The sequence below is a fragment of the Paenibacillus shenyangensis genome (assembly GCF_000346635.1).
Taxonomy (GTDB): domain Bacteria; phylum Bacillota; class Bacilli; order Paenibacillales; family Paenibacillaceae; genus Saccharibacillus; species Saccharibacillus dauci.
Genome location: NZ_AOIG01000029.1, coordinates 1 through 20,418 on the forward strand (window position 1 = coordinate 1; position 20,418 = coordinate 20,418).

General features: G+C 43.6%; 27 protein-coding genes. 9 read left to right on the forward strand and 18 right to left on the reverse strand.

Features of this window, described 5'->3' with window-relative positions; genetic code table 11:
- Positions 1-342, reverse strand: a 342-nt coding sequence (locus tag H065_RS0121280) for a response regulator (RefSeq protein WP_017815118.1), incomplete at its 3' end; no start/stop codon positions are given.
- Positions 343-548: 206 nt separating this feature from the next.
- Here H065_RS0121280 and H065_RS0121285 point away from each other — a divergent pair.
- A complete protein-coding gene (locus tag H065_RS0121285; protein WP_017815119.1) occupies positions 549-1,250 on the forward strand; it encodes a hypothetical protein in 702 nt (233 codons plus the stop codon).
- A 42-nt stretch (positions 1,251-1,292) separates the two neighbouring features.
- Here the strand turns inward: H065_RS0121285 and H065_RS0121290 are convergent, their stop codons facing one another.
- The gene (locus tag H065_RS0121290) at positions 1,293-1,652 is read right to left on the reverse strand and encodes a hypothetical protein (RefSeq protein ID WP_017815120.1); all 360 of its coding nucleotides are present in this window, start codon (positions 1,650-1,652) and stop codon (positions 1,293-1,295) included.
- A gap of 167 nt (positions 1,653-1,819) precedes the next feature.
- Here H065_RS0121290 and H065_RS0121295 point away from each other — a divergent pair, with 167 nt between their 5' ends.
- Positions 1,820-2,416, forward strand: a complete 597-nt coding sequence (locus H065_RS0121295) for a hypothetical protein (RefSeq protein WP_017815121.1) — start codon at positions 1,820-1,822, stop codon at positions 2,414-2,416.
- A gap of 435 nt (positions 2,417-2,851) precedes the next feature.
- Here the strand turns inward: H065_RS0121295 and H065_RS27995 are convergent, their stop codons facing one another.
- From H065_RS27995 to H065_RS0121345, 9 genes are all read right to left on the reverse strand, one after another.
- A complete protein-coding gene (locus H065_RS27995) occupies positions 2,852-3,013 on the reverse strand; it encodes a hypothetical protein (RefSeq protein ID WP_017815123.1) in 162 nt (53 codons plus the stop codon).
- Between the two features lie 227 nt (positions 3,014-3,240).
- Positions 3,241-4,302 carry a hypothetical protein gene (locus H065_RS0121310; protein ID WP_017815124.1) on the reverse strand — a complete coding sequence of 354 codons (1,062 nt, stop codon included), beginning with the start codon at positions 4,300-4,302 and terminating at the stop codon, positions 3,241-3,243.
- A gap of 97 nt (positions 4,303-4,399) precedes the next feature.
- Positions 4,400-4,990, reverse strand: a complete 591-nt coding sequence (locus H065_RS0121315) for a hypothetical protein (protein ID WP_017815125.1) — start codon at positions 4,988-4,990, stop codon at positions 4,400-4,402.
- A gap of 45 nt (positions 4,991-5,035) precedes the next feature.
- Positions 5,036-5,467 (reverse strand): hypothetical protein, encoded by a 432-nt coding sequence (locus H065_RS0121320; protein WP_017815126.1) that lies wholly within the window; start codon positions 5,465-5,467, stop codon positions 5,036-5,038.
- The gene (locus tag H065_RS0121325; protein ID WP_017815127.1) at positions 5,464-5,745 is read right to left on the reverse strand and encodes a hypothetical protein; all 282 of its coding nucleotides are present in this window, start codon (positions 5,743-5,745) and stop codon (positions 5,464-5,466) included. The genes H065_RS0121320 and H065_RS0121325 overlap by 4 nt, the downstream gene beginning before the upstream one ends.
- 187 nt (positions 5,746-5,932) lie before the next feature.
- Positions 5,933-6,211 (reverse strand): DUF5983 family protein, encoded by a 279-nt coding sequence (locus H065_RS0121330; RefSeq protein ID WP_017815128.1) that lies wholly within the window; start codon positions 6,209-6,211, stop codon positions 5,933-5,935.
- Positions 6,212-6,232: 21 nt separating this feature from the next.
- A complete protein-coding gene (locus tag H065_RS0121335) occupies positions 6,233-6,616 on the reverse strand; it encodes a hypothetical protein (RefSeq protein WP_017815129.1) in 384 nt (127 codons plus the stop codon).
- 92 nt (positions 6,617-6,708) lie between these two features.
- Positions 6,709-7,278: a hypothetical protein gene (locus H065_RS0121340; RefSeq protein WP_017815130.1), complete on the reverse strand. Its 570-nt coding sequence runs from the start codon at positions 7,276-7,278 to the stop codon at positions 6,709-6,711.
- A 63-nt stretch (positions 7,279-7,341) separates the two neighbouring features.
- Entirely contained in the window at positions 7,342-7,632 is a 291-nt protein-coding gene (locus H065_RS0121345) for a hypothetical protein (RefSeq protein ID WP_017815131.1), read from the reverse strand.
- A gap of 149 nt (positions 7,633-7,781) precedes the next feature.
- Here H065_RS0121345 and H065_RS0121350 point away from each other — a divergent pair, with 149 nt between their 5' ends.
- The 5 genes from H065_RS0121350 (at position 7,782) to H065_RS0121370 (ending at position 10,985) form a co-directional block, all read left to right on the forward strand.
- Positions 7,782-8,555 carry a helix-turn-helix domain-containing protein gene (locus H065_RS0121350; protein WP_017815132.1) on the forward strand — a complete coding sequence of 258 codons (774 nt, stop codon included), beginning with the start codon at positions 7,782-7,784 and terminating at the stop codon, positions 8,553-8,555.
- Between the two features lie 94 nt (positions 8,556-8,649).
- Positions 8,650-9,297, forward strand: a complete 648-nt coding sequence (locus H065_RS0121355; RefSeq protein WP_238558008.1) for a hypothetical protein — start codon at positions 8,650-8,652, stop codon at positions 9,295-9,297.
- A gap of 8 nt (positions 9,298-9,305) precedes the next feature.
- Positions 9,306-10,340, forward strand: a complete 1,035-nt coding sequence (locus H065_RS0121360; RefSeq protein ID WP_051058751.1) for a DNA adenine methylase — start codon at positions 9,306-9,308, stop codon at positions 10,338-10,340.
- Positions 10,341-10,358: 18 nt separating this feature from the next.
- Positions 10,359-10,643, forward strand: coding sequence for a hypothetical protein (locus H065_RS0121365; RefSeq protein ID WP_017815135.1), 285 nt, complete (start codon positions 10,359-10,361; stop codon positions 10,641-10,643).
- Between the two features lie 6 nt (positions 10,644-10,649).
- Positions 10,650-10,985: a hypothetical protein gene (locus H065_RS0121370; protein WP_152425961.1), complete on the forward strand. Its 336-nt coding sequence runs from the start codon at positions 10,650-10,652 to the stop codon at positions 10,983-10,985.
- 1,590 nt (positions 10,986-12,575) lie between these two features.
- Here H065_RS0121370 and H065_RS0121385 read toward each other — a convergent pair.
- The 4 genes from H065_RS0121385 to H065_RS0121400 all read right to left on the reverse strand — a co-directional run bounded on the left by H065_RS0121385 (position 12,576) and on the right by H065_RS0121400 (position 15,887).
- A complete protein-coding gene (locus H065_RS0121385) occupies positions 12,576-13,601 on the reverse strand; it encodes an alpha/beta fold hydrolase (RefSeq protein ID WP_017815139.1) in 1,026 nt (341 codons plus the stop codon).
- Positions 13,602-14,058: 457 nt separating this feature from the next.
- Positions 14,059-14,829 (reverse strand): DODA-type extradiol aromatic ring-opening family dioxygenase, encoded by a 771-nt coding sequence (locus H065_RS0121390; RefSeq protein WP_017815140.1) that lies wholly within the window; start codon positions 14,827-14,829, stop codon positions 14,059-14,061.
- Positions 14,830-14,849: 20 nt separating this feature from the next.
- Complete coding sequence (locus tag H065_RS0121395) at positions 14,850-15,500, reverse strand: alpha/beta hydrolase (protein ID WP_017815141.1); 651 nt, start codon at positions 15,498-15,500, stop codon at positions 14,850-14,852.
- Between the two features lie 15 nt (positions 15,501-15,515).
- Complete coding sequence (locus H065_RS0121400; protein ID WP_081604193.1) at positions 15,516-15,887, reverse strand: DoxX family protein; 372 nt, start codon at positions 15,885-15,887, stop codon at positions 15,516-15,518.
- Positions 15,888-16,058: 171 nt separating this feature from the next.
- Between H065_RS0121400 and H065_RS0121405 the strand changes: the two genes are divergently transcribed.
- Entirely contained in the window at positions 16,059-16,610 is a 552-nt protein-coding gene (locus H065_RS0121405; protein WP_017815143.1) for a helix-turn-helix domain-containing protein, read from the forward strand.
- A gap of 65 nt (positions 16,611-16,675) precedes the next feature.
- On the opposite strand, the gene H065_RS0121410 is transcribed toward H065_RS0121405, so the two are convergent.
- Positions 16,676-17,620, reverse strand: a complete 945-nt coding sequence (locus tag H065_RS0121410) for an aldo/keto reductase (RefSeq protein WP_017815144.1) — start codon at positions 17,618-17,620, stop codon at positions 16,676-16,678.
- Between the two features lie 158 nt (positions 17,621-17,778).
- Here H065_RS0121410 and H065_RS0121415 point away from each other — a divergent pair, with 158 nt between their 5' ends.
- The gene (locus H065_RS0121415; RefSeq protein ID WP_017815145.1) at positions 17,779-18,528 is read left to right on the forward strand and encodes an IclR family transcriptional regulator; all 750 of its coding nucleotides are present in this window, start codon (positions 17,779-17,781) and stop codon (positions 18,526-18,528) included.
- A gap of 147 nt (positions 18,529-18,675) precedes the next feature.
- Here H065_RS0121415 and H065_RS0121420 read toward each other — a convergent pair whose 3' ends face one another.
- Together H065_RS0121420 and H065_RS0121425 are read right to left on the reverse strand one after the other, a co-directional pair.
- Entirely contained in the window at positions 18,676-19,398 is a 723-nt protein-coding gene (locus tag H065_RS0121420; RefSeq protein ID WP_017815146.1) for an IclR family transcriptional regulator, read from the reverse strand.
- Positions 19,399-19,603: 205 nt separating this feature from the next.
- On the reverse strand, positions 19,604-20,203 hold the full coding sequence (locus tag H065_RS0121425; protein ID WP_017815147.1) for a cysteine hydrolase family protein: 600 nt from the start codon (positions 20,201-20,203) through the stop codon (positions 19,604-19,606).
- Between the last annotated feature and the right edge of the window lie 215 nt (positions 20,204-20,418).

Sequence of the window (20,418 nt, forward strand, 5' to 3'; positions counted from 1 at the left end):
CAGAAGTTTGAATGGATTCAGCATGTAGTAAGCTGCACCCAGCTCCACCGCTCGCTGGGTAATATGTTCCTGGCCAAACGCTGTCAGCATGATAATCTGAGGGACCGGCTGCAGATCCAGCTCCGGCAAGCGCTCCAGAACGCCAAGGCCGTCCAGATGCGGCATAATTACGTCCAGCAAAAGCACGTCCGGCGGATCTTCCGCTTCAAACGCCAGTTTTTGCAGAATATCTTCCCCGTTTGCCCCGATCCCTATGATCTCCATATCGGGCTGCCCATTAATATAGTCAGACAGCATCTCTACAAAATCCCGATTATCATCCGCCATCATAATGCGTATCATTTTTGTTCTATGTTCTCCCTTCAATGAAGTTGCTCTGTGTGATTTACCAATATTTTCTATGCATCATGATAATAAAGTAGTAAAATATAATCAGAAAATTATGATATTCTGCTTTATTCTACACCTAAAGACCTACTTAGGGAACGAAAATGAAATATATGGGAGATTTATTTGTAGGGGTAGTTGAAGAAGGAGGATACCTTTCAATGAAATTGACGACCTACAACATCATACACACGCTGGAGGAATTGGCCGCTTTGCATCATGTTATTTATTTCCGGCCTGAGGATCTGGACACGGAGAACCCGGACTTTGTTCCAGATGCTACTCTCAAACCAACGCAGCCGAATCTAACCAAAATGGTGCAGCTGGCAGCCGCTCAGAAGCAGCCTATATTCATAGAGTGTATTTTGGCATCGGATGCTCTGGCTGAAGGTGCGGTAATCGATAGCAGTGAAGAGGAGATCCAGGACCTGATGCTGCTCCTCTCTTCCGAGCAGCTCCCTCTTTTTGAACAGCGTATCGAAGCGCTGAACCAAAGTTTCGATGTGGAAGGTGACCAGCAGCCGGTTCAGATCACCGTCTATTTGTTCTCTCCCCATCTGACCCTTGCCATGACCGTATATAGCGAGGCACTGCAATACGTCGCCCAGCAGCTGGATACTACCGGACGTGCTCGTAAAGTTGCGGAGGAGCTGCTGGGTAAACCGATCGATGACGATCTCATTATAGAAACGATCGAGCAGATCCGCAGCGGCATCCTTGAAAAATTCACTGCGTTTCTTCTGCAAGAGCCAAGCTTTGCGTCATGCACGAATAAAGAGCTGCGGCGGATCGATGGTTATCTGCTTACTCAGTCTGCAGAACAAGTCTGGCAGCAGCTGAAAGAGCAAAAAAAGAAGAAATAAGAAAAAGGCGCAGTATGATCTGCGCCTTTTTCTTATCTTGAATCAGCCTACGCCATGAAAAAAAATGAATGTTGAACGCATGTATCGGTAGTATTCGGTCCCTTGTTTTTTAATATAAATATTGGCGGGAGTACCCGGTCTACCGGGAAAAAAATACATTTGATCTTTGTACGCGCCTTCTCCTTCTGTAAACTTCTCTAACTTTTTCTCATCTACATTTTCCGTATCTACATACGTCCACTTTTCTCCATACGCTTCGATTTCTGGAGCATGAGCCTGCAAGCGTTTCACCGTGGAGTATAATGTCGGATGACGATTGTAAAGAAGTATGATTTCAACACCTATATAGAGTACACAGATTGTGCCGATCGTTAGCACCCATTTCGTCACTCGTTTGTACATAGTACCTCCTCTAATTCTGCCTTCCTTCCAGACTTTCCAACGAATCTACCCTAATGATTTCCCCTACCCTTTTCACCACTTCACATAATAGACACAATAATATTTGGTTATTATTGGTATTTATACTATAATTAAGAAGCAGTTCCAATATAAGAGGAGGTTTACACGTGAAAAAGTTTTTTAAAGGTTTTGCTTTAATGGCTATTCTCGGTCTCTCCGTCACTTCAGCAAGTTCAGCATTCGCAAGTGAAGCTGATCCTGCTGCCACTGCTGCCGCTATTAAACCGGATGTGCAGATCGAACAGGATTTAAGTACACTGAATCCTATTCATCCGTTCCAAGAAACAAAAGAGTATACCGACAAGAATGGTAACGAATACACCGTTACAAATACGTTTACCCCAAGCAAATCAGGCATTTCTACTAATGGCTCTGACTCAAACCAAGGATATGCAGGAGTGTGGACGTCTAAAGTTACATATGGCGTTATTAAAATGAGTTATCAATTCGATTTAGCAAAATCAGGTTCTCAATGGAAAATTTCGAACCCACGTAATCATGATTATTGGGGTGCCTTCATGAAATTCTCTGCACCTTCTCTGAAGGTGACTCGTGCCGTATCCACTTCCAGCCTGCCTGCAGAAGTTAACGCTTCTGTGACTGCTGAAATGTTTGATAATGCATGGGTTCCGCTGGGCAGCTCACGCTGGATCATGTATACTACGGTTTCAAGCTCAGGTTGGATGGTCGTTAACTGGAATTAATAATCAGTAAAAAAGACCAAGCTCAGGATCATACCTGGCTTGGTCTTTTTTTATTGGATGTTCTTTTTGTTTTTCCGAACGGCTTTAGTTACAAAGAAACTGATCAAACCTATAATGGCCAAAATGACTATTATATATAATAGCACGCTTATGAAGGATGCGGACACGCCTATCACTCCTCTCGTGATATGTAATAAATATAATACAATAAAATATCATATTTACCATTATTATACACCTTTTCGCATGGATATAGGGCTTATCTATCAGATTTCCCTTTTTTTCTATCCCACTCGATTGCCTATTAAACCGGATACCGGCCGCAACATATAATCAGGAATGGATGGATGTCGCTAATATTCTACCTTCCGTCATTGAAGGATACCCTATTCTTCTATCCAACCCATCCCCTATTTTTGCCTTTCGTTCTAGCGTTTACCTGCTATGTTCAATCCAGTACCGGATCAGCAGAAGTAGCAAATGAATGAATAGCGAAGCCAGTACACGCTCCCGTATCCATACCATGGTGCGCTTACTCCAGCTCGCAGCTACCCCCTTCCCTTTTTGGATTGTCTTCTGAATCTTAATCTTATGCATACTGATCGTCCTTCCTTCATCGTAATATGAACGCGCTGGTCAGGTGCTATTCTTTCTCTGCCGCGGTCACTCATGATGAAATAAGAAGCCTCAGCGTTATTTAGGGTTTTAAGATCCAAGCTGAAGAAGCGAAAAAGGCAGGTTAAAGTTCCCTTTTTGGGTCTATCGCGTAAAACGGCTCGGCTGCGGACGTTTCCCTTTCTTTCCGGTACCGATCGTATGACGGCTTATCCGGCCGCTTCGAGACTGGCCAGATACTGACAACTCCGTGCGGTCGCTTGCAGCCCGTTTATTTCCGGCGCCCTGCGTTGCCCCTGCGCATCGATAAGAGCCCCATACTTCCTGCCAACCAGCCAACCGGTCGAGTCCGCAGAAAACCAAGGGAAGGCGGTTAAAAGACGGCTGCTGCCACCAAGGAAGTGAAAATTCTGCTCAGGATACAAACGGAATACCCAGCGGAATATGCGCCTGCGCCGCTTCTCTGACATACCGACTGTCCCGCCGACGGCAATCACCGGATGTTCCTGCTGAATAAGCTGCTGCAGCTCCTGCAGATCGGTACCGGCATGCCAGACCGGGATAGGCTGGAGTCCGGCAGCCTGCATCTGCTCAGCATTCTGCCGGGTCGCGGCAGGATCGCTAATCACATCCAGGTTGAAATATGCGTGAATCACGTCCTGGTGTTCCTGGATAAACGAAATATATGCCTGCAAATCAATGGGAGCAATCACCTTGCCCTGCTGCGCAGCTCGCCAGACCGAGAAAGCGCCGGAATCCAGCAGTATCCGAAGCCCAAGTCGCTGAACGTGCTGCTTCCATGCCCGGCGACCGCGCAGGTGGGCATAAGAGAACAATACGTGACTCGCCCCGTTATGAGCTGCGATGGTCAAATCTCGCGGCGACCGATCGGCTCCAGCAAAGTAATAGCGGACGCCAAGAAGAGACAAACGCAACCGACCCGATGCCGTGCGCTGGATTCGCGCCGCGCTGCCGGCAATTTCAATCAGGATACCCAGCAGGGCACTGTTATAGCCGCGGCTAAACGCTTCCAGATCACTACGGGTGACGGTGCGGACAGCATAAAGATAATGAATAGCTGCCCGGATAGATCGGTAAGGAAGAGTCAAAGGTTTTCTGCTGCTTGACGTGCGCAGCTGCACAGATAGCCGGGTACATCCGGCATACAAATTGGCTTTTCCGTTGGCGGTTTGGACATATCCGCGTTTTTTAAATCTGACTAAAAATTGGCGAAGCAGGGTTCGCGCCGATGGTTGTTCATAAGGATACATATTTCAGATACCTCTCTTTTTAAATCGTTGATCTTTAGGTGATGGAAAAAGAAAAAGCCGGGGAGCCCCGGCTTGGTGGATACAGCGTTTAGAATGATCAGCCAGCAAAGTCGTATTCGTACTGCACATACACGCGCAGCTCTTCGCCGTCTTCCTTGATCAGATCGACGACCAAGTGATCGGTACCGGTCGGCTCATGATCCATGTATTCATAGTCGCGATCATGCATGAATTTCTGTAGTCCTGCGATCGGCGACAAATGCGGGTACGCGGCCAGCAGGCTGATATTCCGATCTTCCCGGATCACGCACCACGGCTTTTCTTTCGCAGTTACCCGCGGCACGGCGCTGCCCGGGACACATATCCATTCGGGATGTGCTTGATTGGCCAGCACGTGAACCAGCCGCAGCGGATCATTAGAAACCGTCTGAACGGCATGTTCATAATGCAGAATTTTTTCATACCGGGTGCCCCAGTACACCGGCAAGCTGATATCTACATCGTCGAAATCCAGTTCGTCGCCGCCCCAGTAATGACTGACCCCCATCGCGTACTCTTCATGCCGCTCTTCCCACTGTTCAGGAAGAATAAATTCAATCTTCATTTCTCGCCCATCAATCATATATTTAGCCACGCGTAGCTCCGCGTGCGCCTGTTTCAGCAGCTCGGCAATGCGGTCGATATTCATTATTCAATCGCTCCTTATCACCAGCAGCAGACCCTGCTGCTGGCCTCATGGTTTAGTGTAGACGTTCTCGATCGCGTGGAGGACGCCCTGTACAGCCGCTAAATGGCTGCTGGATTCTTCCGGCCGGGACGCTTCTTTATACCGCTCCCTGCACTCCGAACAGATGAACCCGGTGTCTGCATCCTCGTCGCCTTTATAGAAGGAACACGGCGGCTCTTCTTCCATAGCGGTCAGCCCTTCCGATTTCCGGAACTCTTCGGCGGTTTGCAGGATCAGCTGCACCGTGCTGACAATCGTACTGTCATCAATCTGGTCATTTTGTCCGCGGTAGGTCAGGGCTTCATGAATCGCGCTTCGTTCCCAGCGGTTGATTTCCTCCGCGTAGAGACGGCGATCATAGCGATCAGCCACATTCTGGCGGAACCGGTAGATCCAGTCCCGCAGCTCTTCTTTGTTCCAAATAAATGCTGCCTTCACTCGGCTCCACCTCCCAGCAGATTGCTGTTTGTCACCGTGATACAATGCATGCGCATCCAATTCCGTAGGAACGGATCAAGCAGCTGATCAAACTGATCCAGCTCGGTGGCCATCAGGGCAATATGCTTGCCTGCTTGATGTTCTTTCTCGATCCCCTTGCCGATCCGCCGCAGGGTGATTTCGTCCAGACCAATCAAATACTCCAGCTTGTACACTTGTAAATTTTGGGGTAGTTTCTGTTGCTGCACCCCGGCGCTTACCATTTCCAATATATGCATTAAGCCCTCTTGTTCATAAGGGACGGTTGTCGAAAAGTACGGGTATTCCATGGCAAACTCTTTCAAGTTCCCACCTCTTTATGATAAAATGATGGGGCGAATGGCCTCGTAAGCTTTCGCCCCGGCATGATCGTTCTCGTCAAACGATTATGCCTTTTTGCTGTTCATTTTTTTGAATCGTGGTGTATCAGGCATGCTCATACTCCGGCAACTGCTCTATTACACTCACATCCCCGTCAATCATCAGGAAAGTGCAGCCTTCGCGGCGGGCAAGTGTGATCGCCTGATCAAGGCATTCCGGCAGTTGTCCCGCACTTCCATCCAGCAGATCCACCACCGGAAGAAAGAATCCATATCCTTCCTTCGCATAATAGATGCAGCCCACATTTTCCCCATCATTCATTTTTTCAAGCACCGTAGGCTCGATATGAGCTGTTGAGATTGCCAACATGTTGTGTTTTTCCATCGTTTTACCTTCTTTCTGTTGTTATAAAGACATATGCAGTAGATCGATATCCGCTTCCCGGGATATGCAGGTGGTCAGATCGATTAGACATTCCATCCTTTCCGAAGTGCCTGCGATATGGACCACATCCAGCGGATCATTCGTAATCAGGTGCTCATGCCGTGGAAGATCATGCTGCAAGGTGCGATAAGATGCCCAAAATACATATTTAGTTGGATCAAGTTGGCTGACATCTGGCAGGGTACAGCTCGGCTGTTCTTCCGCGCAGAACATGCGCCAGCGTTCTTCCCAATCCTTTGCATCGATAAATTCAATACGCATATCTACCCCATCGATATGAACCCGTGCCTGCCAAAACATTTCATGCGCGGCTTCCAGCTGATTGACCATTGTTGTAATATCCATTTGATTTCTCCTTACCTCTTGTTTTGAAATAGGGGCGAACAGTCTCGCATGCTTTCGCCCCAGCGTAACCCCTCTTATTCCATCAATATCAGTTATCTATTGCTTGTTATCTGCAATGTATTCAAAAATCCGTGTCCCAGACTGGCTGCCACCTCGGCATTGGTATTTAATAGCGGTGCAACCTCGACAATCATATTTTGGGTGCTCTTCATCACAAAATATTCAAAATCATGACCTTCGCTGCTGTAGTCCGGTGGTAAGAAAGTGTGCTCGTCCCACGTTCTCCCCTTTTGATGATACAGCTTGAAGTCTGCTGCTTGTGTCTGGCTCAGCGGCTGGTATAACACATGTACGACCTCTGCCGCCGCTAATTCTCTTTGCAGTAGATCCATTACGATACTGATTCGCTCGGCGAAGTCATACTCCACACGTTCGAATAATTTTCGGATGAACACCTTTCCGTTTTTCAGTAGGCAGATCCGATCGTTCAGCATTGCAATCTGCTGAATCTCAGGCGCTTCAGCCAGCGTACTGTGGAACACCGTCATGTTGATTGATCCGTCTGGCAGGCGCTGCCAAGCAAATACGTAACGCGGTGGCTGGCTTGGAGCAACTGCCATCAAATTGATAGGTTTGTTTCTTTTTTTAATGGCTTGTTTCATGTGTACCTCTCCCTTATTTAGAATAAGGGGCGAATGGCCTCGTAAATCCTCGCCCCTGAATGATCAATAATCGCTTGGCATGAGCACAGTCGTCACACTGCGATCATATTCTGTAATGATCCAGAATGGTGTTCCATTCGCAGTTTCATACACAGCGAGTAGCCGATCCGGATTAACCGTGGATAAGCCTTCGTCGTTTGCTTGCTTATCCTCTTCACAACACAGCCCCCAATCCCCATCGATAAAGCGGTTCATTGCATATGTAATATCGAAGTCAGTGAGCTCATGCCGAGCATTGATAGTAATAACGGTCTGACCCAGTGCAAATTTAGGTGGTTTTGTAAGTCCAATCACTTTTAATCTGTTTATCATCCTCTCACTTGGCATACTCTTATTATATACAACTAAACGTAATAAATCAAGTATTATTTTAAACAAAACGTAAATAATTTCTGTTTTATTACGTTTAGTTTTATGTTATGATCGGTTTAAAGGAGGCTGACATGGAAACAGTATTTTTGATTAATCAAATACTCGATGAGAAAAATATGTCTGTTAACGAATTGGTACAACGGATTATAAAATCGGGTGTAAAAACCAGTAATGAGACTTTTTTTCGTATTGTAAATAACAAAATAAAGCGCCTCCCCTTAGATCTGGTAGGCGCCGTATGTAGCATTTTAGATATCCAAGTAGATGATTGGATTAAAGTGGTGGGGTCCCCAATTTCTTTGCGTCCTCCTTCTTATCCAGCAGGTAAACCGGATTCAACAATCAGCCTTACTTTAAACCGGCAGCTCGATGAAAAAGGCTGGTCGCAAAAAGACCTGCTCAATTGGTTAAGTGAACATGGATTTCCAAGTCGTCCGGCCACTGTTTTTCAGTTGTACCATGATGAAATGAAACGTTTACCCGTAGAACTGATCGCTTCGATTTCTGTCGCTTTAGGAATTACACCTGGCAGCTGGATAACGGTCAATATAGTGGGTGATGGGACAGCAAAAACCCTTGCCGGATTATTGGAGACTCATCATATGACCATTGAAGAATTAGAACAGGAACTGACCGAGCTAATTAAAGAAACTAACGAAGCGGAAGCCGCCTTATCTAATCCAATGCGAAGGTTACACTCCTCTTCACTTGAAAAAATTATCACTGATCTTCAGGCGACCTCTTTTACTCTTACTAAGCTTCAGCAGCAACTTCAAAATATTTTGTCAGAAAAAGAAGCCGTGACTCCAGAGTTTATAGCAACTATACAGAAGTTTTTCCAATAATTTTTAAGTAGTTAGAAGCCGTATCTACTTTATGTAAATTCAAACCAGACAGTTATATTGTACGAATGGTAGGTGTGAGTATATGAATGCATATATGGGACGTGTAGCAGCTTCTATAATTCCTTTAAGCCAAGAAAAAAACCGGCTGATGATAGCTTTACAAGAATGGGCGTTTGAAGGAAAAGTTGAAGATCATGAAAAGCCGACCGAGGTCTGTCAGCTATGCCAGAAGCAAGGACTTCGCTATAAGTTTTTGATCCGAAATCAGTACACAAGCCATGAACTTTGGATCGGATCGGAATGCATTGACCGGTTCAATATCAGTGTCGCTGATCCCCAGCAGACCGGACGATACTTGTCCAAAGAAGAAGCTCAGAAGCTGACAACCAAAACCAAAAATCAAATGATTGAGCAAGGCAAATATAATTCAGTCCTGCGTTCCTTAATGATTCTGAAAGAGGCAGAAGAAAATGCCGAGCAGGAAAATCCGGTCGATATTTCTTCTTTCATGAGGTATTACGAGAAGAACGGGAAATTCACACCGAGTCAGGGCGCCTTGTTGGCATGGCGAATGAAGCAATTTAACATCGTCTATGCTGCCAGTCATTTCAAAATCGATGTGCGCGGAAATAACAAAGCCAAGCTGCTTCAATTAAAACCAATCCAAATTGAAGGTATTAAGGACTGGTTAATTAAATCTCAGCTGGCCATGTATGAACGGGAAAAAGGCACACGGTTATGAGCACCCTTATGAAGCAAATGGACTTCTTTTTACAAGGAAATGAGCTACTGCTGGATCGCGGATTATTGACCTGCGAATACTGCGATACCGAGTACAGTGCCGATGAAGTGGATCAGACGGATGAAGGGTTTTGGTGTGATGCATGCGGATCAGATGGAGTGGAATACTTTACGTATTTTGAGCCCAATAAACGTCCGCAATTTTTACTCTTTTTAGAAAGCAAAGCACAGGTAAATGATCCTTACGACCGGCAAGCCGCTTTCAAATTAAACAAACGCCTCTCCCCTTTCCGGTACCCGGGCGGTAAAAGCAAAATTGCGCAGCATCTGGCAGCCGCTATGCGACCACAGCAGCTGGATACACTTGTTAGTGTGTACGCAGGTGGTGCCAGCGTCGAGCTGGCTATGCTGCAAGCTGGACTGGTTAAGCAACTGATCATGAATGATATTGATTTTGGGATCTTCTCCCTCTTTTATTTGATTAAAGAGCATCCGGACGATTTGATTCAGCGTATACGTACGCAGCTGCCATCGCATGATGATTTTTTCAGGTACCGCGATCTTATCAAAACCGACTATGCTGGTGCGGATCTGCTCGATGCAGCGTGGGCCGCTTTAATCGTTAATCGGCTGGCTTATTCCGGAATTTACAGCGCAAACCCCCTGGGTGGGCGCAGCGGCTCTCAAAAGCGGCTCCTGGCGCGATATAATCCGGATGATCTCTGCCAGCGCATTCTTCAAATCCATGCAATGAGTCATAGAATGACACTTTCTCATCAAAATGCACTCCCCTTTATTGAAGAACAGGCATGGCATCCCAACAGCACCTTATTTTTAGATCCACCGTATTATGAAAAAGGATCTGCGCTGTACCGGCACTTTTATACAGAGCAGGATCATAGGGACGTCAGCTGGCTACTCCAGACCTTCTATGAGCAGATGCCAGGAGCCGATATTGTGATCACGTATGACGATCATCCGTTTATCCGGGAACTGTATTATCATGCAACTGAAATTGAACTAAAGCGCTCTTTCAGCGCATAGCATAAGGAGGAGTAAAATATGCATCCTGTAAAAGATCTCGGGCGCAGCATACGCACTGATCAGCCGCTTGCCGCGGTCATTGTCCACACCTTAAATGGTGTTCAGCCACGCCTGCAGGTGACAGACAGTTCTCCTGTGATGGTCAAAGCAGATACTTACTTTGTTTTATTGCCGGATACCATTACCGTAATCGATGCACTCGGCAATTCGCTTACTCCTTCCGGCCAGTTTTGGCTCAGCGGAGAAACGATCGATCCGCATCATGTGCTCATCGATAAAGAATTCTTGCCTGGAAAGGAATGAGTGATTTTGAAGGTAACCAATACATCATTAGTTCGGCAGTCCATCTACGCTTTTCTCTCCCTAAGCTTCTTTGTCATTATTGTTATGGGCGTTATCAAGATCGGTGAAGCTCGAGATCAACGAAGCCAGATCTTCAACGAACTGCTTGCCCAGGCAGGTATGCAAAACTATATATCTGCAGAGGCGCGAACCTACGCGACAGCCGCACTGCAGCAAATAGGGTATACCGATATCACTATTGCAGGCGCGGAGCAGCCGGTAGAATGTGGACAAGGCATCCAGTTTACGGTTCAGCTGGATAACGATGAGGAAATGCGGTTTATAACCGTCGCCCAAAAATGAATCCATAATACCAGCAGGATAGGTTACCCCTGTAGCTGGACTGAAACGGACCCAAAGCCAGCCTTTTGCCACAGTGCCTTATTTATGCCTGGTCAGCACGATCAACCAGCTTAAAAAATCCATTGAACAGGAAACCGAAATGCCTGATTCTAATCCGAAATAATGCCAAACTATTTACAAAATACCCCTTGATGCTATAATGAACTTGTGAGGAAGAAAGTAAGCCCACCGAGATTGTGTCCATTATCAAGCACATAAACTGCCTACTATCGGTAGTCAATCCCGCGGCATTTCTTTATCACTTACTACTTAATCTTTTACAAGTCTATTTTTTGGTAATATATAGTACAAGACAGCGTAATCCCATAAATTATGTGTGCAACTATTATGCACATAAGTGGCCTGTGTGGTCACCATAACTATGGTTGCTGTCTTTTTTAATTATACTTACCATCCACAATAAGAGGATTAGCAGCTGCTTGCTGCAGGTCGGACGCAAATAGGTTTATACGGGCTCTGAACTACTGCTTCTTTGCGACGTGCAGCTGCAGCCCGTACAAAAACACCACTTCCCCATTGCCGGGCGAGTGGTGTTTTCTTTTATCTATCGAACTCCCGGGCAAAACCGGAATAAGCCTGGCTTCTCTGCGCATGCTTGTGTAGGAAAACCAAACCGCTGCTATCGACCGTTCTCCACATCAGAGATCGGTCTTTTTTGTGCCCGCAGCATAGAAACAGATGATCCATGGACTGCGCCAGAACAAGAAGAGCGGCAGCCATTGAAAACCGGTTCATTCCACTCTACTTTACGTCCTTTATGGCTTATAAATGCATTCTGTGTAATTTAGGGTTTTGAAGTCCAAGCTGAATAGGCAAAAAACGAGCTTTTTGAACGCTTTTTTGCCTGATTTTTTAGTTTTATCGGATTCGCCTCTTTTTCTCCTCATAAAAAAATCCTGGGTGTCCAGGATTCATTCGTTGATCATATGAGAGATAACTACTTTTTCATAGATATACTGACATTGTTTCTTCCAGATCCATCGACACACCAGACCGAGCAGCCCTATGGGCAGCACGAAATAGAAGATCACATGAAAGAACCAAGATTCGCCAGGATCACTCCGTTCCATGATCATACCGGGGAAATCATACATCATTATGGTATAGCCTATCAGCAGGATAGTTGCCGGTCCAATCAGCAGGATAGCTTAAATCGCTGCAATACGCGTTTGTAGTTGATCGCGAATCAGCTGCAGTTGAGACGCACTGTATGGTTCGTACTTTTTCTTGATATGTAGTTGACGTTCCACAAAACCTACACGCATCGTCTCTCCTCCTTTTTTCTTATATCGGCGGCAGATCGGGTAAGCAGTAGAAGCCATGCGAACTTGCCCATGTGCCCAGATGATCGCCCGTTATAGGATGCTTTTATGAACATTTCTAATCCCTAATAGCCTTGCAGAGTCTAAACCAATTCATCAATGAAAGCCTCCATACTTAGCTGCCTGCGTTAAGATGTTTAACAGTTTCACTTAAAAGAGCATTAAAGTCTATCAAATAGACTTTAATGCTCTTTTAATTTATTTATTCCTACTTCAAAAAATTCTGTAAGTCTTCTGCAAATTTTACCGGATTCTTTTCCATCAAACTATGATCGCCAAATTCCTCTTTTGAGTAAACATATAAAGTAGAACCAGGAATTACAGAATGGATCCATTGTTGTCCCTTTAAATTAGGACTAAGTTCTCCCGAAAAGATAGCTACCGGCACATCAATCTTATTTTGAATAACATCTCGCCAGTCATTCGTCCCATGGTCATAAATAATGCGATTCAAGTAATCTTTGTTGTTCTTAGCAAACTCGTTAGATAAGGTCCACGTATTCTCATAATAAGGAGTGCTTAAGCTTTCCATGGTGGAAAAGTCTAATGCTAACATAGCTTCTTCCAGTTGCTCGATGGAAGCGAACGGCACGCCCATGTTTTGAATTTCTCGATCCGTCATACCAAAACGAGGCGTAATAATAGGCGGCTGGTCGACAAAAACCACTTTCTTTATAGATTCTGTCCCATACAGGTCGATATAGCTCCACAAGGTAGCTGCTCCCATAGAATGGCCGACAAAATCTGCTGATTTGATGCCTAAGTATTCCGTGAATTCCATTAGATCCGTTGCATGACGAGAAAGACGGTTTCCATACTTCACATCTTCCGACAATCCCTGATTGCGAGGGTCAAGAGTGTAGACGCGATAATTGTCGCTAAGAAGGTACATTACATTTAAAAAATGTGCTCCATTTAATGAATAGCCGGGAAGCAGAATTAACGGTTCCCCTTTGCCGGCTGCCCAGTATGATAATTCAACCCCGTCGCTGGTTTCGAATGAGCCAATCTTTAGATCTTTGAAATCAGATAAGGTAGCAGGCATTCCTTCAATCTTGTTCGGAAATACATAATCTTCTCCTATTACCGATTCAGCAGGTAAAGCGGCATTTTTAGACTCAGAGGATGCTGCATTAGAGTTAGTTGTAGATAGTTGATCAGTTGAACAGCCTGCAACTAAACTTCCAAACAACATGGTGCATCCAATAAATCCTGCAAAAAGTTTTTTTCTCATATTCCCTCTCCTTTTACACTTAGTAAATCAGCGAATGTGTTGAGCAAAGACACTTTTCGCCTTCACGTTCCGTGAGATCTTTTGAGCTTTGTCTTTGTAAACCTTAGTCTGACTCTCTCTTTCTTATGCAGCCAATTTACTCAACCTGATGGTACACATTCGAAAGGCATATAAAAAGTAGGCACCTTTTTGTTATCTAGTCACCTTTTGGTAACAATTTAGGAAAAATGCGAAGAAGCAAGAACTCAAATATGTATGAAGAATCGACTTAATTTTTCTCAGACTGCAGATACTATAGCAATTTAATATTAGGGATCTTTATTAAGTATGTGGCACTCGACATTTTTTAAGCGCTTAGCTATCAGAATGAACAACCGATTAATACACTAAAAAGCCTTGGAAATTATTTACCTCTCCAAGGCTTTCTTTTTATGTCCGGCTATCTATTCATTTTAATTTAACTGAAGCGCCAAGCACTTAAACTTAAATTGCCATATTGATAACTGCGGTGTAGCAGTTCGGCTTTGCGTGCGGTGTTCCCTGTACCCATTGCAAGAAGAAGCGGAATGAAATGTTCGCTTGTCGGCACGGCTTCTTCCACATAAGGAGCAAGTTCACGGTAACGAAATAAAGCCTCTGTGTCCCAAGACTCCAGTTTGCTTTGAATCCAGGTATCAAACTGTACTGCCCAGACGTCCGCACTCTCGGCCTGCCAATTCAAACGCCTTAAATTATGAACCGTTCCCCCGCTGCCAATAATCAATATACCTTGCTCGCGAAGTATGGTAAGCGCCTTGCCAATTGCATACTGCCGCTCAGCAGACAAAAGCTGATTTACAGACAGCGTAATGACCGGAATGTCAGCCTCTGGATACAACAACTTGAGGATCGCCCATACACCATGATCAAGTCCGCGTTTCCGATCTTGACTGCTTGAAATCCCATGTTCAGTAAACAAATTCTGTATATATTGAGCAAGTGAAAAATTGCTTTTAGCCGGATAGGTTATTTCGTATAGTTCAGGCTGAAATCCTCCAAAATCATAAATAGTGTCAAACTTCTCAGCTGCGCCTATAGTTTGTTCCGGCGCTTCCCAATGGGCACTAAAAACAACAATGGCTTTTGGCTTAGGAAGCAGATGTCGGAAATTTTTCAACATACGAGTATAATCATTATCTTCCAACACAATGTTGGGAGCACCATGTGAGAAAAAATAAGAAGGCATCATAAGTTATTCGCTCCTTGTGCTTAAAGCAATTCGGCACTCCGCCGAAGCCAATATAATAGATCCGTTTGGTTTTTCTCTGAAACCTCATGATTAGCTGTATAGGTGTATAAATTCACATGTTCAGTTTGCTTTTTCAAAAAATCAGCTGTTGCATGTCCAACATGAATCGGGAAAACGGAATCATACTCTCCATGCGATACGAAAACCGATAAGTTTTTCAAGCTTTGAAGAGGATACTCCTCTTTTACAAATTCCGGAATATAACCGCTTAGAGAGGCAATGCCTTTCAGTCGCTTATCTCCCATCGTAAGCGCTAAAGTCATAGCTAAGATCGCTCCTTGGCTAAACCCTACTATATATCTTCTGGCAGGATCGATTGGGTAATCTTTTGTCACTTTTTCAATCAGGAACTCCAGACCATGAACGGCTGCATCAAACATTTCTCGAATCGGATTACCTAAACTTATCAAATCATAATATTGATATCCAGGACCAAGCGGCAGGTTACCACGTATGCCGACAATAATGCATTGCTCCGCTAAAGGTTCAACCAAGCCGAACATGTTTTGTTCATCTGAACCTTTACCGTGAAGCGTGAAAACAACCGGATATGCCTTGCCCGCCTTAAGGTCGGCGGGCATGCAAACGTCATATTTATAATTAGTAGGCATTCGTATTACCCCTAGTCATTCAGCCGTTCTTTTGTTCATCAAGCGATCAATAGACAGTGGAGCCGTATTTACAATGAAATACAGCAGAATCAACATTAAGCTAAGATCAAGTTCATACCCGGCCGACTCACCATTCCCAAGCAGTCCAGCAGAAAGCTTTGTCGTAACAATCGCTCCGGCAAGCACAATAAACAAAGCGCCGGATACATAACGAGTAAACAGACCTAGAATTAACAGAATGCCCCCACCTAATTCAAGTACAGCGACAACATAAGCCAAAAATCCCGGAATGCCTATGGAACTGAACCAAGCTTCTACATTGCCAAGTCCCATTTGAAACTTAGCAACCCCATGAAACACAAAAATAATCCCTAACACGACTCGCATAATTGTTGCTACTACAGCTGCTTTTGTCACTTTTTTCGCCCCTTAATATATTAGTCATTAGAATATAAATTCTATATTAGTAATTTACACTTTCGCGCGTTGACTTGTCAATGATAAAATTGTTAATATAAAATTATATTCTTTATGACTAATATTTTAGGAGTGTATATAATGGATATTGGTTCTAACATACGTGCCATTCGGAAACGTAAAAATATTACGATTGCTCAGATTTGTGAAATTACAGGGCTTTCTCAAGGGTTCATGAGCCAAGTAGAAACAAATAAGACTTCGCCTTCTATTTCAACCTTAGAAAGTATAGCTAAAGCGATAGAAGTACCTCTTGCTTATTTATTGTTAAAAGAAGATGAGCGTATGCGAGTGGTACGAAAAAACGAGCGCATGATTACTACAAGTGGTTCAGATAAGTTAAAAGTGGAGCATCTAAGTTCTACGAAAAAGGTAAGAATGCGAATTGTTGAATTTCCTTCGGGTGCTTCAACTGGCGACTTACCTTACGCTCATGAAGGCGAAGAGGTTCATATCGTGATAAAAGGAAAAATTTATGCGGAGCAAGGAGAAGACTCGGGTGAATTTGAAGAAGGCGATTCTTTTAGCTGGAATGCGTGTACACCTCATATAGTGCGAAATATCGGTGAGGATACAGCTGTTGTATTGATCTGCGTGTATGCGGAAAAGGAAGGCGAGCAAGATTTCTATTAACCTAAAAGCCTTTACTTGAGCTGTTAAGGTCAAGTAAAGGCTTTTTATGGTAAGTATAAGAAAGCTTATGATCGATTGTTTAACAAACTGTCAATACGAGCTAATTCCTCTTGAGAAAAATTAATATCGCTTGCTTCAACATTCTCACGAATGCGAACTTTATTTTTCCCTCCTGGTATAACAGAATCGACTCCATCTTGAGCGAGCAACCACGCTAACGCTAGATTTGGAAGAGTCGTCCCTTTTTCCGCAGCTATTTCTTTCAATTTTTCGACAATAGCAAGGGTTTGATGGAATTGATCGGGTTGAAAAAAAGGAATCGAGTTACGCCAATCCTGCGGATCCAATCGAGTATCGGGGGCGAATCCGCCGCCGAGTAATCCAAAAGCCAATGGGCCATATGGAATGAAAGAAATCTGCTGTTCTCTGCAATAAGGCAGTAAATCCGATTCTGCAGAACGATCTAACATATTATAGGAAGCCTGCAAAACGGAAATATCCTGTTGTTGATTAGCTTCTTTCAACTGTTCAAGTGAAACGTTGGAAATTCCAATAGCTCGAATCTTCCCTTCTTTTTTTAAGCGAGAGAGTTCGCCGATCGACTCCGCCAATGGCGTTTGTCCATCTGGAAAATGCAAATAGTATAAATCTACATGATCCAGCTGCATTCGCTGCAAACTTTTTTCTACAGCTTGACGAAGATATTCCGGATGATTATCCGTTTTAACTGAACCGTCATCAAACCAGTGCTGTCCACCTTTTGTCGCAACGACAATATCGTCGCGTTTGTATTCTTTCAATACTTCGCCGACCAATTCTTCCGAGCGGCCAAGACCGTAAATATCGGCCGTGTCGATAAAATTGATGTCCAACTGCAGCGCCTCGCGCACAAAATCCTTTCCTTCTTCTTCATCTAGATTTTGAAATAAATTATGTCCTCCGACAGCATTAGTACCTAGTCCGATTGTTGATATTTTAAAATCGGTTTTTTTCAAAGTTGTATATCTCATGTTTCGCCTCCTATTGTCGATAAAGTTTATCCTACTCATATCGATTAGACGGAACAATTTTTTTGAGTAAGGTTTCATTATTTGAAACCCTGCTCCCTCTTATTGCATTAATTAAGCAAATAGTTTAGTTATATTCCTATTGATGTTGAGGTGATCGTATGGCTCACAATGAAGTGTTAACCTTAAAAAAAGGACTCATGGCTTTGGAAATAATCAAGCACCGAAAAGGCGTTACACTACGGGATGTAATGGAAGAATTAAGTATCAGTAAATCTACCGCTTTTCGTATTTTAAAAACCTTAGAAGATATGAAGTATGTATATAAACTTCAAACCCAATATTTCATTTCCCATAATGCGACACAGGCAAGCGGCGAACAGCGTATTCAGATGGAATGGGCTTCATTACACTCAATCTATCAAACGGCGCAAAAGCTTCGATTCAGTACTTATATAGGGAAAATGGATAGGACAGAACTTGTGATGACGCAGGTTTTGCACGAGCCTTTTTATGAATCGTCAAGCGAAGAGATCGGAAATCGTTCAAAATTGCATCAATCTGCTTTAGGAAAAGTCATTTTAGCGAATTTGAGTGAACCCGCATTAACGGATATATCTCATCAACTATCACTTGAGCAGGCAACAAAAAACACTTTTCAAGACGCCCAGTTATTTCATTACCATCTGAAAGCGATCCGTAAAGACGGCTTTGCCTTTGATGACGAGGAACGTATTGTAGGTATTCGCTGCGTAGCTGTTCCTGTTTTTCGTAATCAACAAGTTGTTGCAGCCTTAGCTGTTGCGGCTCCCACTTATCAAATATCGCGTAATAATATAAAGCATATCGTTGCTAAGTTAAAGACAGCCCAACGATCCATTGCAAAAGAACTTGAGATTTTATCCAAATAAGCAGCTCTTTGAAGGCTGCACGCAGAAGATTAAAATGGAGTTCATGTACGAGACATATTTTAAAAACAAAAAGGAGATGCTGTTTAATGCATCCCCTTTTTGTTTTTAAATAATTTTAGTGCGAAATTTCTTTTATATCTTATGCCGCTAATTTTCCAGGGCTTCGGTAATATGTCTGGAAAAATATTTGACAAGCTGCCCGTTTTCTTCGTCTTTTTCTCTACAGACTCGAGCGGAGGGTCCGGATATGGCGATCCCTGCAACAATTTGACCATCCTTCCAAATCGGTGCTGCCACGCACCGTACTCCGGCCTCTGCCTGTTCGTCATCAACCGCATATCCGGCTTCGAATACTCGAGCCAACTCTCCAAAAAAGGCCTCGACATCCGCCGATGCATTCATTTTCTCTTTATAGCTGTCCTGTATGCTCGCTGATTTAAAAGCCAATATACATTTTCCTATAGCACTCTGATAAATAGGCAGTGTCTCTCCCTTTTCGTAATGAGTGCGTGTAGGAAAACGACCTGGAATAATATGTGTAGCCATAATTTGCTCTCCACTCAGTATCCCAATGAAAATTGTTTCGCCCGTTAATTCTTTGATCGTATGAGAAGCTTGAAGGATAATCGTTTCCATATCGAAATTAAGTCCATTATTGGTTAGCTTGTCAATTAATTTTCTCGATACTTTGTACGAGTTTTCTGCATTTTTTTCAATGAAATTATTTTGTTCTAAAGTACTAACAAGTCGATAAGTTGTACTTTTATTCAAAGGTAGCATCTCCACAATTTCAGACACGGACAAACTGCCTTTCTCTATGATCAATTCCAGGATACTAAGACCTTTTTTTAACGTGCCAACTTCGCTCATGCCTATCATCCTTTTCTTCTATTAGTCAATTCAATGCGATCAAACATCTTCTTTAACCATAGTGCCGCAAACGTGGCCTGACAAGAGAATCCTATGAAGGTTTCGGTTTAAACTCACTTAACATACAACAGGCCGTCCCAAGTAGTGGACGGCCTGTTCAATATTGATCATGATTTAGTGTCGAACGATTTGCTGATTCTGTACTTTAGATGCTTTCAATAATTTCTGCTGAAGTCATTTTTGTTGCAATATTATTCATTGCATAATTGAGCGCCGCGTTCTGCCACTCTTCGCTAATGGTGGAAGTACCGTCTGTAGCAATGACAACCTGATAACCGTGATCGGCACCGTCGCGGCAAGTATGTTCGACAGCCATGTTAGTCCATACGCCTGTGACGATAATCGTTTCAATACCCAATCCTCTCAACAATACATCGAGCTGAGTACCATTGAATGCACTCATGCGCGATTTTTCAATAACAAAATCTCCTTCTTGAGGCTCTACTTCTTTTACAGGAGCTGCCCCCCAAGTTCCTCTAACAATACTTCCCACTTCAGCAATGGCTTTAAAAATAGGAGCTCTATTTCCGATGCCTTTAGCCCCTGCTTCTACAACGAAATGGTTATGGAAAACCGGAATTCCAGCTTCTCTTGCTTTATCTGCTATAGCTTTAATGTTTTGTACAACATTTTGCTTTTCGGCATGTTCTACAGCTCCCGAACCTTCAAACTTTCCGCCTTTCACTAAATTATCGTTTTGCAAATCAACAATCAGCAATGCGGTTTTGGTGTTTTCAAATTTCATTTTGTTTCTTTCCCTTCTAATTTGTATTGGATGATCAAGTTCCCAATTTTCACTAGAGAACGTTATTCATAAGCTCATAAGGTGATTATAATTCATAAAACACATTTTCGCAAATATAGAGAATAAATTAATTTAATTATCATATATAGGGAAAATGATAGCTTTCTTATGGACTCAACAAAAAAAGCACGGTATCTTAGTACAGATTACTAAGA

Coding starts and splice junctions, on each gene's coding strand:
- H065_RS0121405 (WP_017815143.1), top strand. CDS start 16,059: ATGGATATTGGTTCTAACATACGTGCCATTCGGAAACGTAAAAATATT.
- H065_RS0121350 (WP_017815132.1), top strand. CDS start 7,782: ATGGAAACAGTATTTTTGATTAATCAAATACTCGATGAGAAAAATATG.
- H065_RS0121395 (WP_017815141.1), bottom strand. CDS start 15,500: ATGCCTACTAATTATAAATATGACGTTTGCATGCCCGCCGACCTTAAG.
- H065_RS27995 (WP_017815123.1), bottom strand. CDS start 3,013: ATGCATAAGATTAAGATTCAGAAGACAATCCAAAAAGGGAAGGGGGTA.
- H065_RS0121290 (WP_017815120.1), bottom strand. CDS start 1,652: ATGTACAAACGAGTGACGAAATGGGTGCTAACGATCGGCACAATCTGT.
- H065_RS0121365 (WP_017815135.1), top strand. CDS start 10,359: ATGCATCCTGTAAAAGATCTCGGGCGCAGCATACGCACTGATCAGCCG.
- H065_RS0121315 (WP_017815125.1), bottom strand. CDS start 4,990: ATGAATATCGACCGCATTGCCGAGCTGCTGAAACAGGCGCACGCGGAG.
- H065_RS0121410 (WP_017815144.1), bottom strand. CDS start 17,620: ATGAGATATACAACTTTGAAAAAAACCGATTTTAAAATATCAACAATC.
- H065_RS0121285 (WP_017815119.1), top strand. CDS start 549: ATGAAATTGACGACCTACAACATCATACACACGCTGGAGGAATTGGCC.
- H065_RS0121360 (WP_051058751.1), top strand. CDS start 9,306: ATGAAGCAAATGGACTTCTTTTTACAAGGAAATGAGCTACTGCTGGAT.
- H065_RS0121385 (WP_017815139.1), bottom strand. CDS start 13,601: ATGAGAAAAAAACTTTTTGCAGGATTTATTGGATGCACCATGTTGTTT.
- H065_RS0121330 (WP_017815128.1), bottom strand. CDS start 6,211: ATGGAAAAACACAACATGTTGGCAATCTCAACAGCTCATATCGAGCCT.
- H065_RS0121335 (WP_017815129.1), bottom strand. CDS start 6,616: ATGGATATTACAACAATGGTCAATCAGCTGGAAGCCGCGCATGAAATG.
- H065_RS0121415 (WP_017815145.1), top strand. CDS start 17,779: ATGGCTCACAATGAAGTGTTAACCTTAAAAAAAGGACTCATGGCTTTG.
- H065_RS0121355 (WP_238558008.1), top strand. CDS start 8,650: ATGGGACGTGTAGCAGCTTCTATAATTCCTTTAAGCCAAGAAAAAAAC.
- H065_RS0121390 (WP_017815140.1), bottom strand. CDS start 14,829: ATGATGCCTTCTTATTTTTTCTCACATGGTGCTCCCAACATTGTGTTG.
- H065_RS0121400 (WP_081604193.1), bottom strand. CDS start 15,887: ATGCGAGTCGTGTTAGGGATTATTTTTGTGTTTCATGGGGTTGCTAAG.
- H065_RS0121310 (WP_017815124.1), bottom strand. CDS start 4,302: ATGTATCCTTATGAACAACCATCGGCGCGAACCCTGCTTCGCCAATTT.
- H065_RS0121325 (WP_017815127.1), bottom strand. CDS start 5,745: ATGCATATATTGGAAATGGTAAGCGCCGGGGTGCAGCAACAGAAACTA.
- H065_RS0121340 (WP_017815130.1), bottom strand. CDS start 7,278: ATGAAACAAGCCATTAAAAAAAGAAACAAACCTATCAATTTGATGGCA.
- H065_RS0121425 (WP_017815147.1), bottom strand. CDS start 20,203: ATGAAATTTGAAAACACCAAAACCGCATTGCTGATTGTTGATTTGCAA.
- H065_RS0121420 (WP_017815146.1), bottom strand. CDS start 19,398: ATGAGCGAAGTTGGCACGTTAAAAAAAGGTCTTAGTATCCTGGAATTG.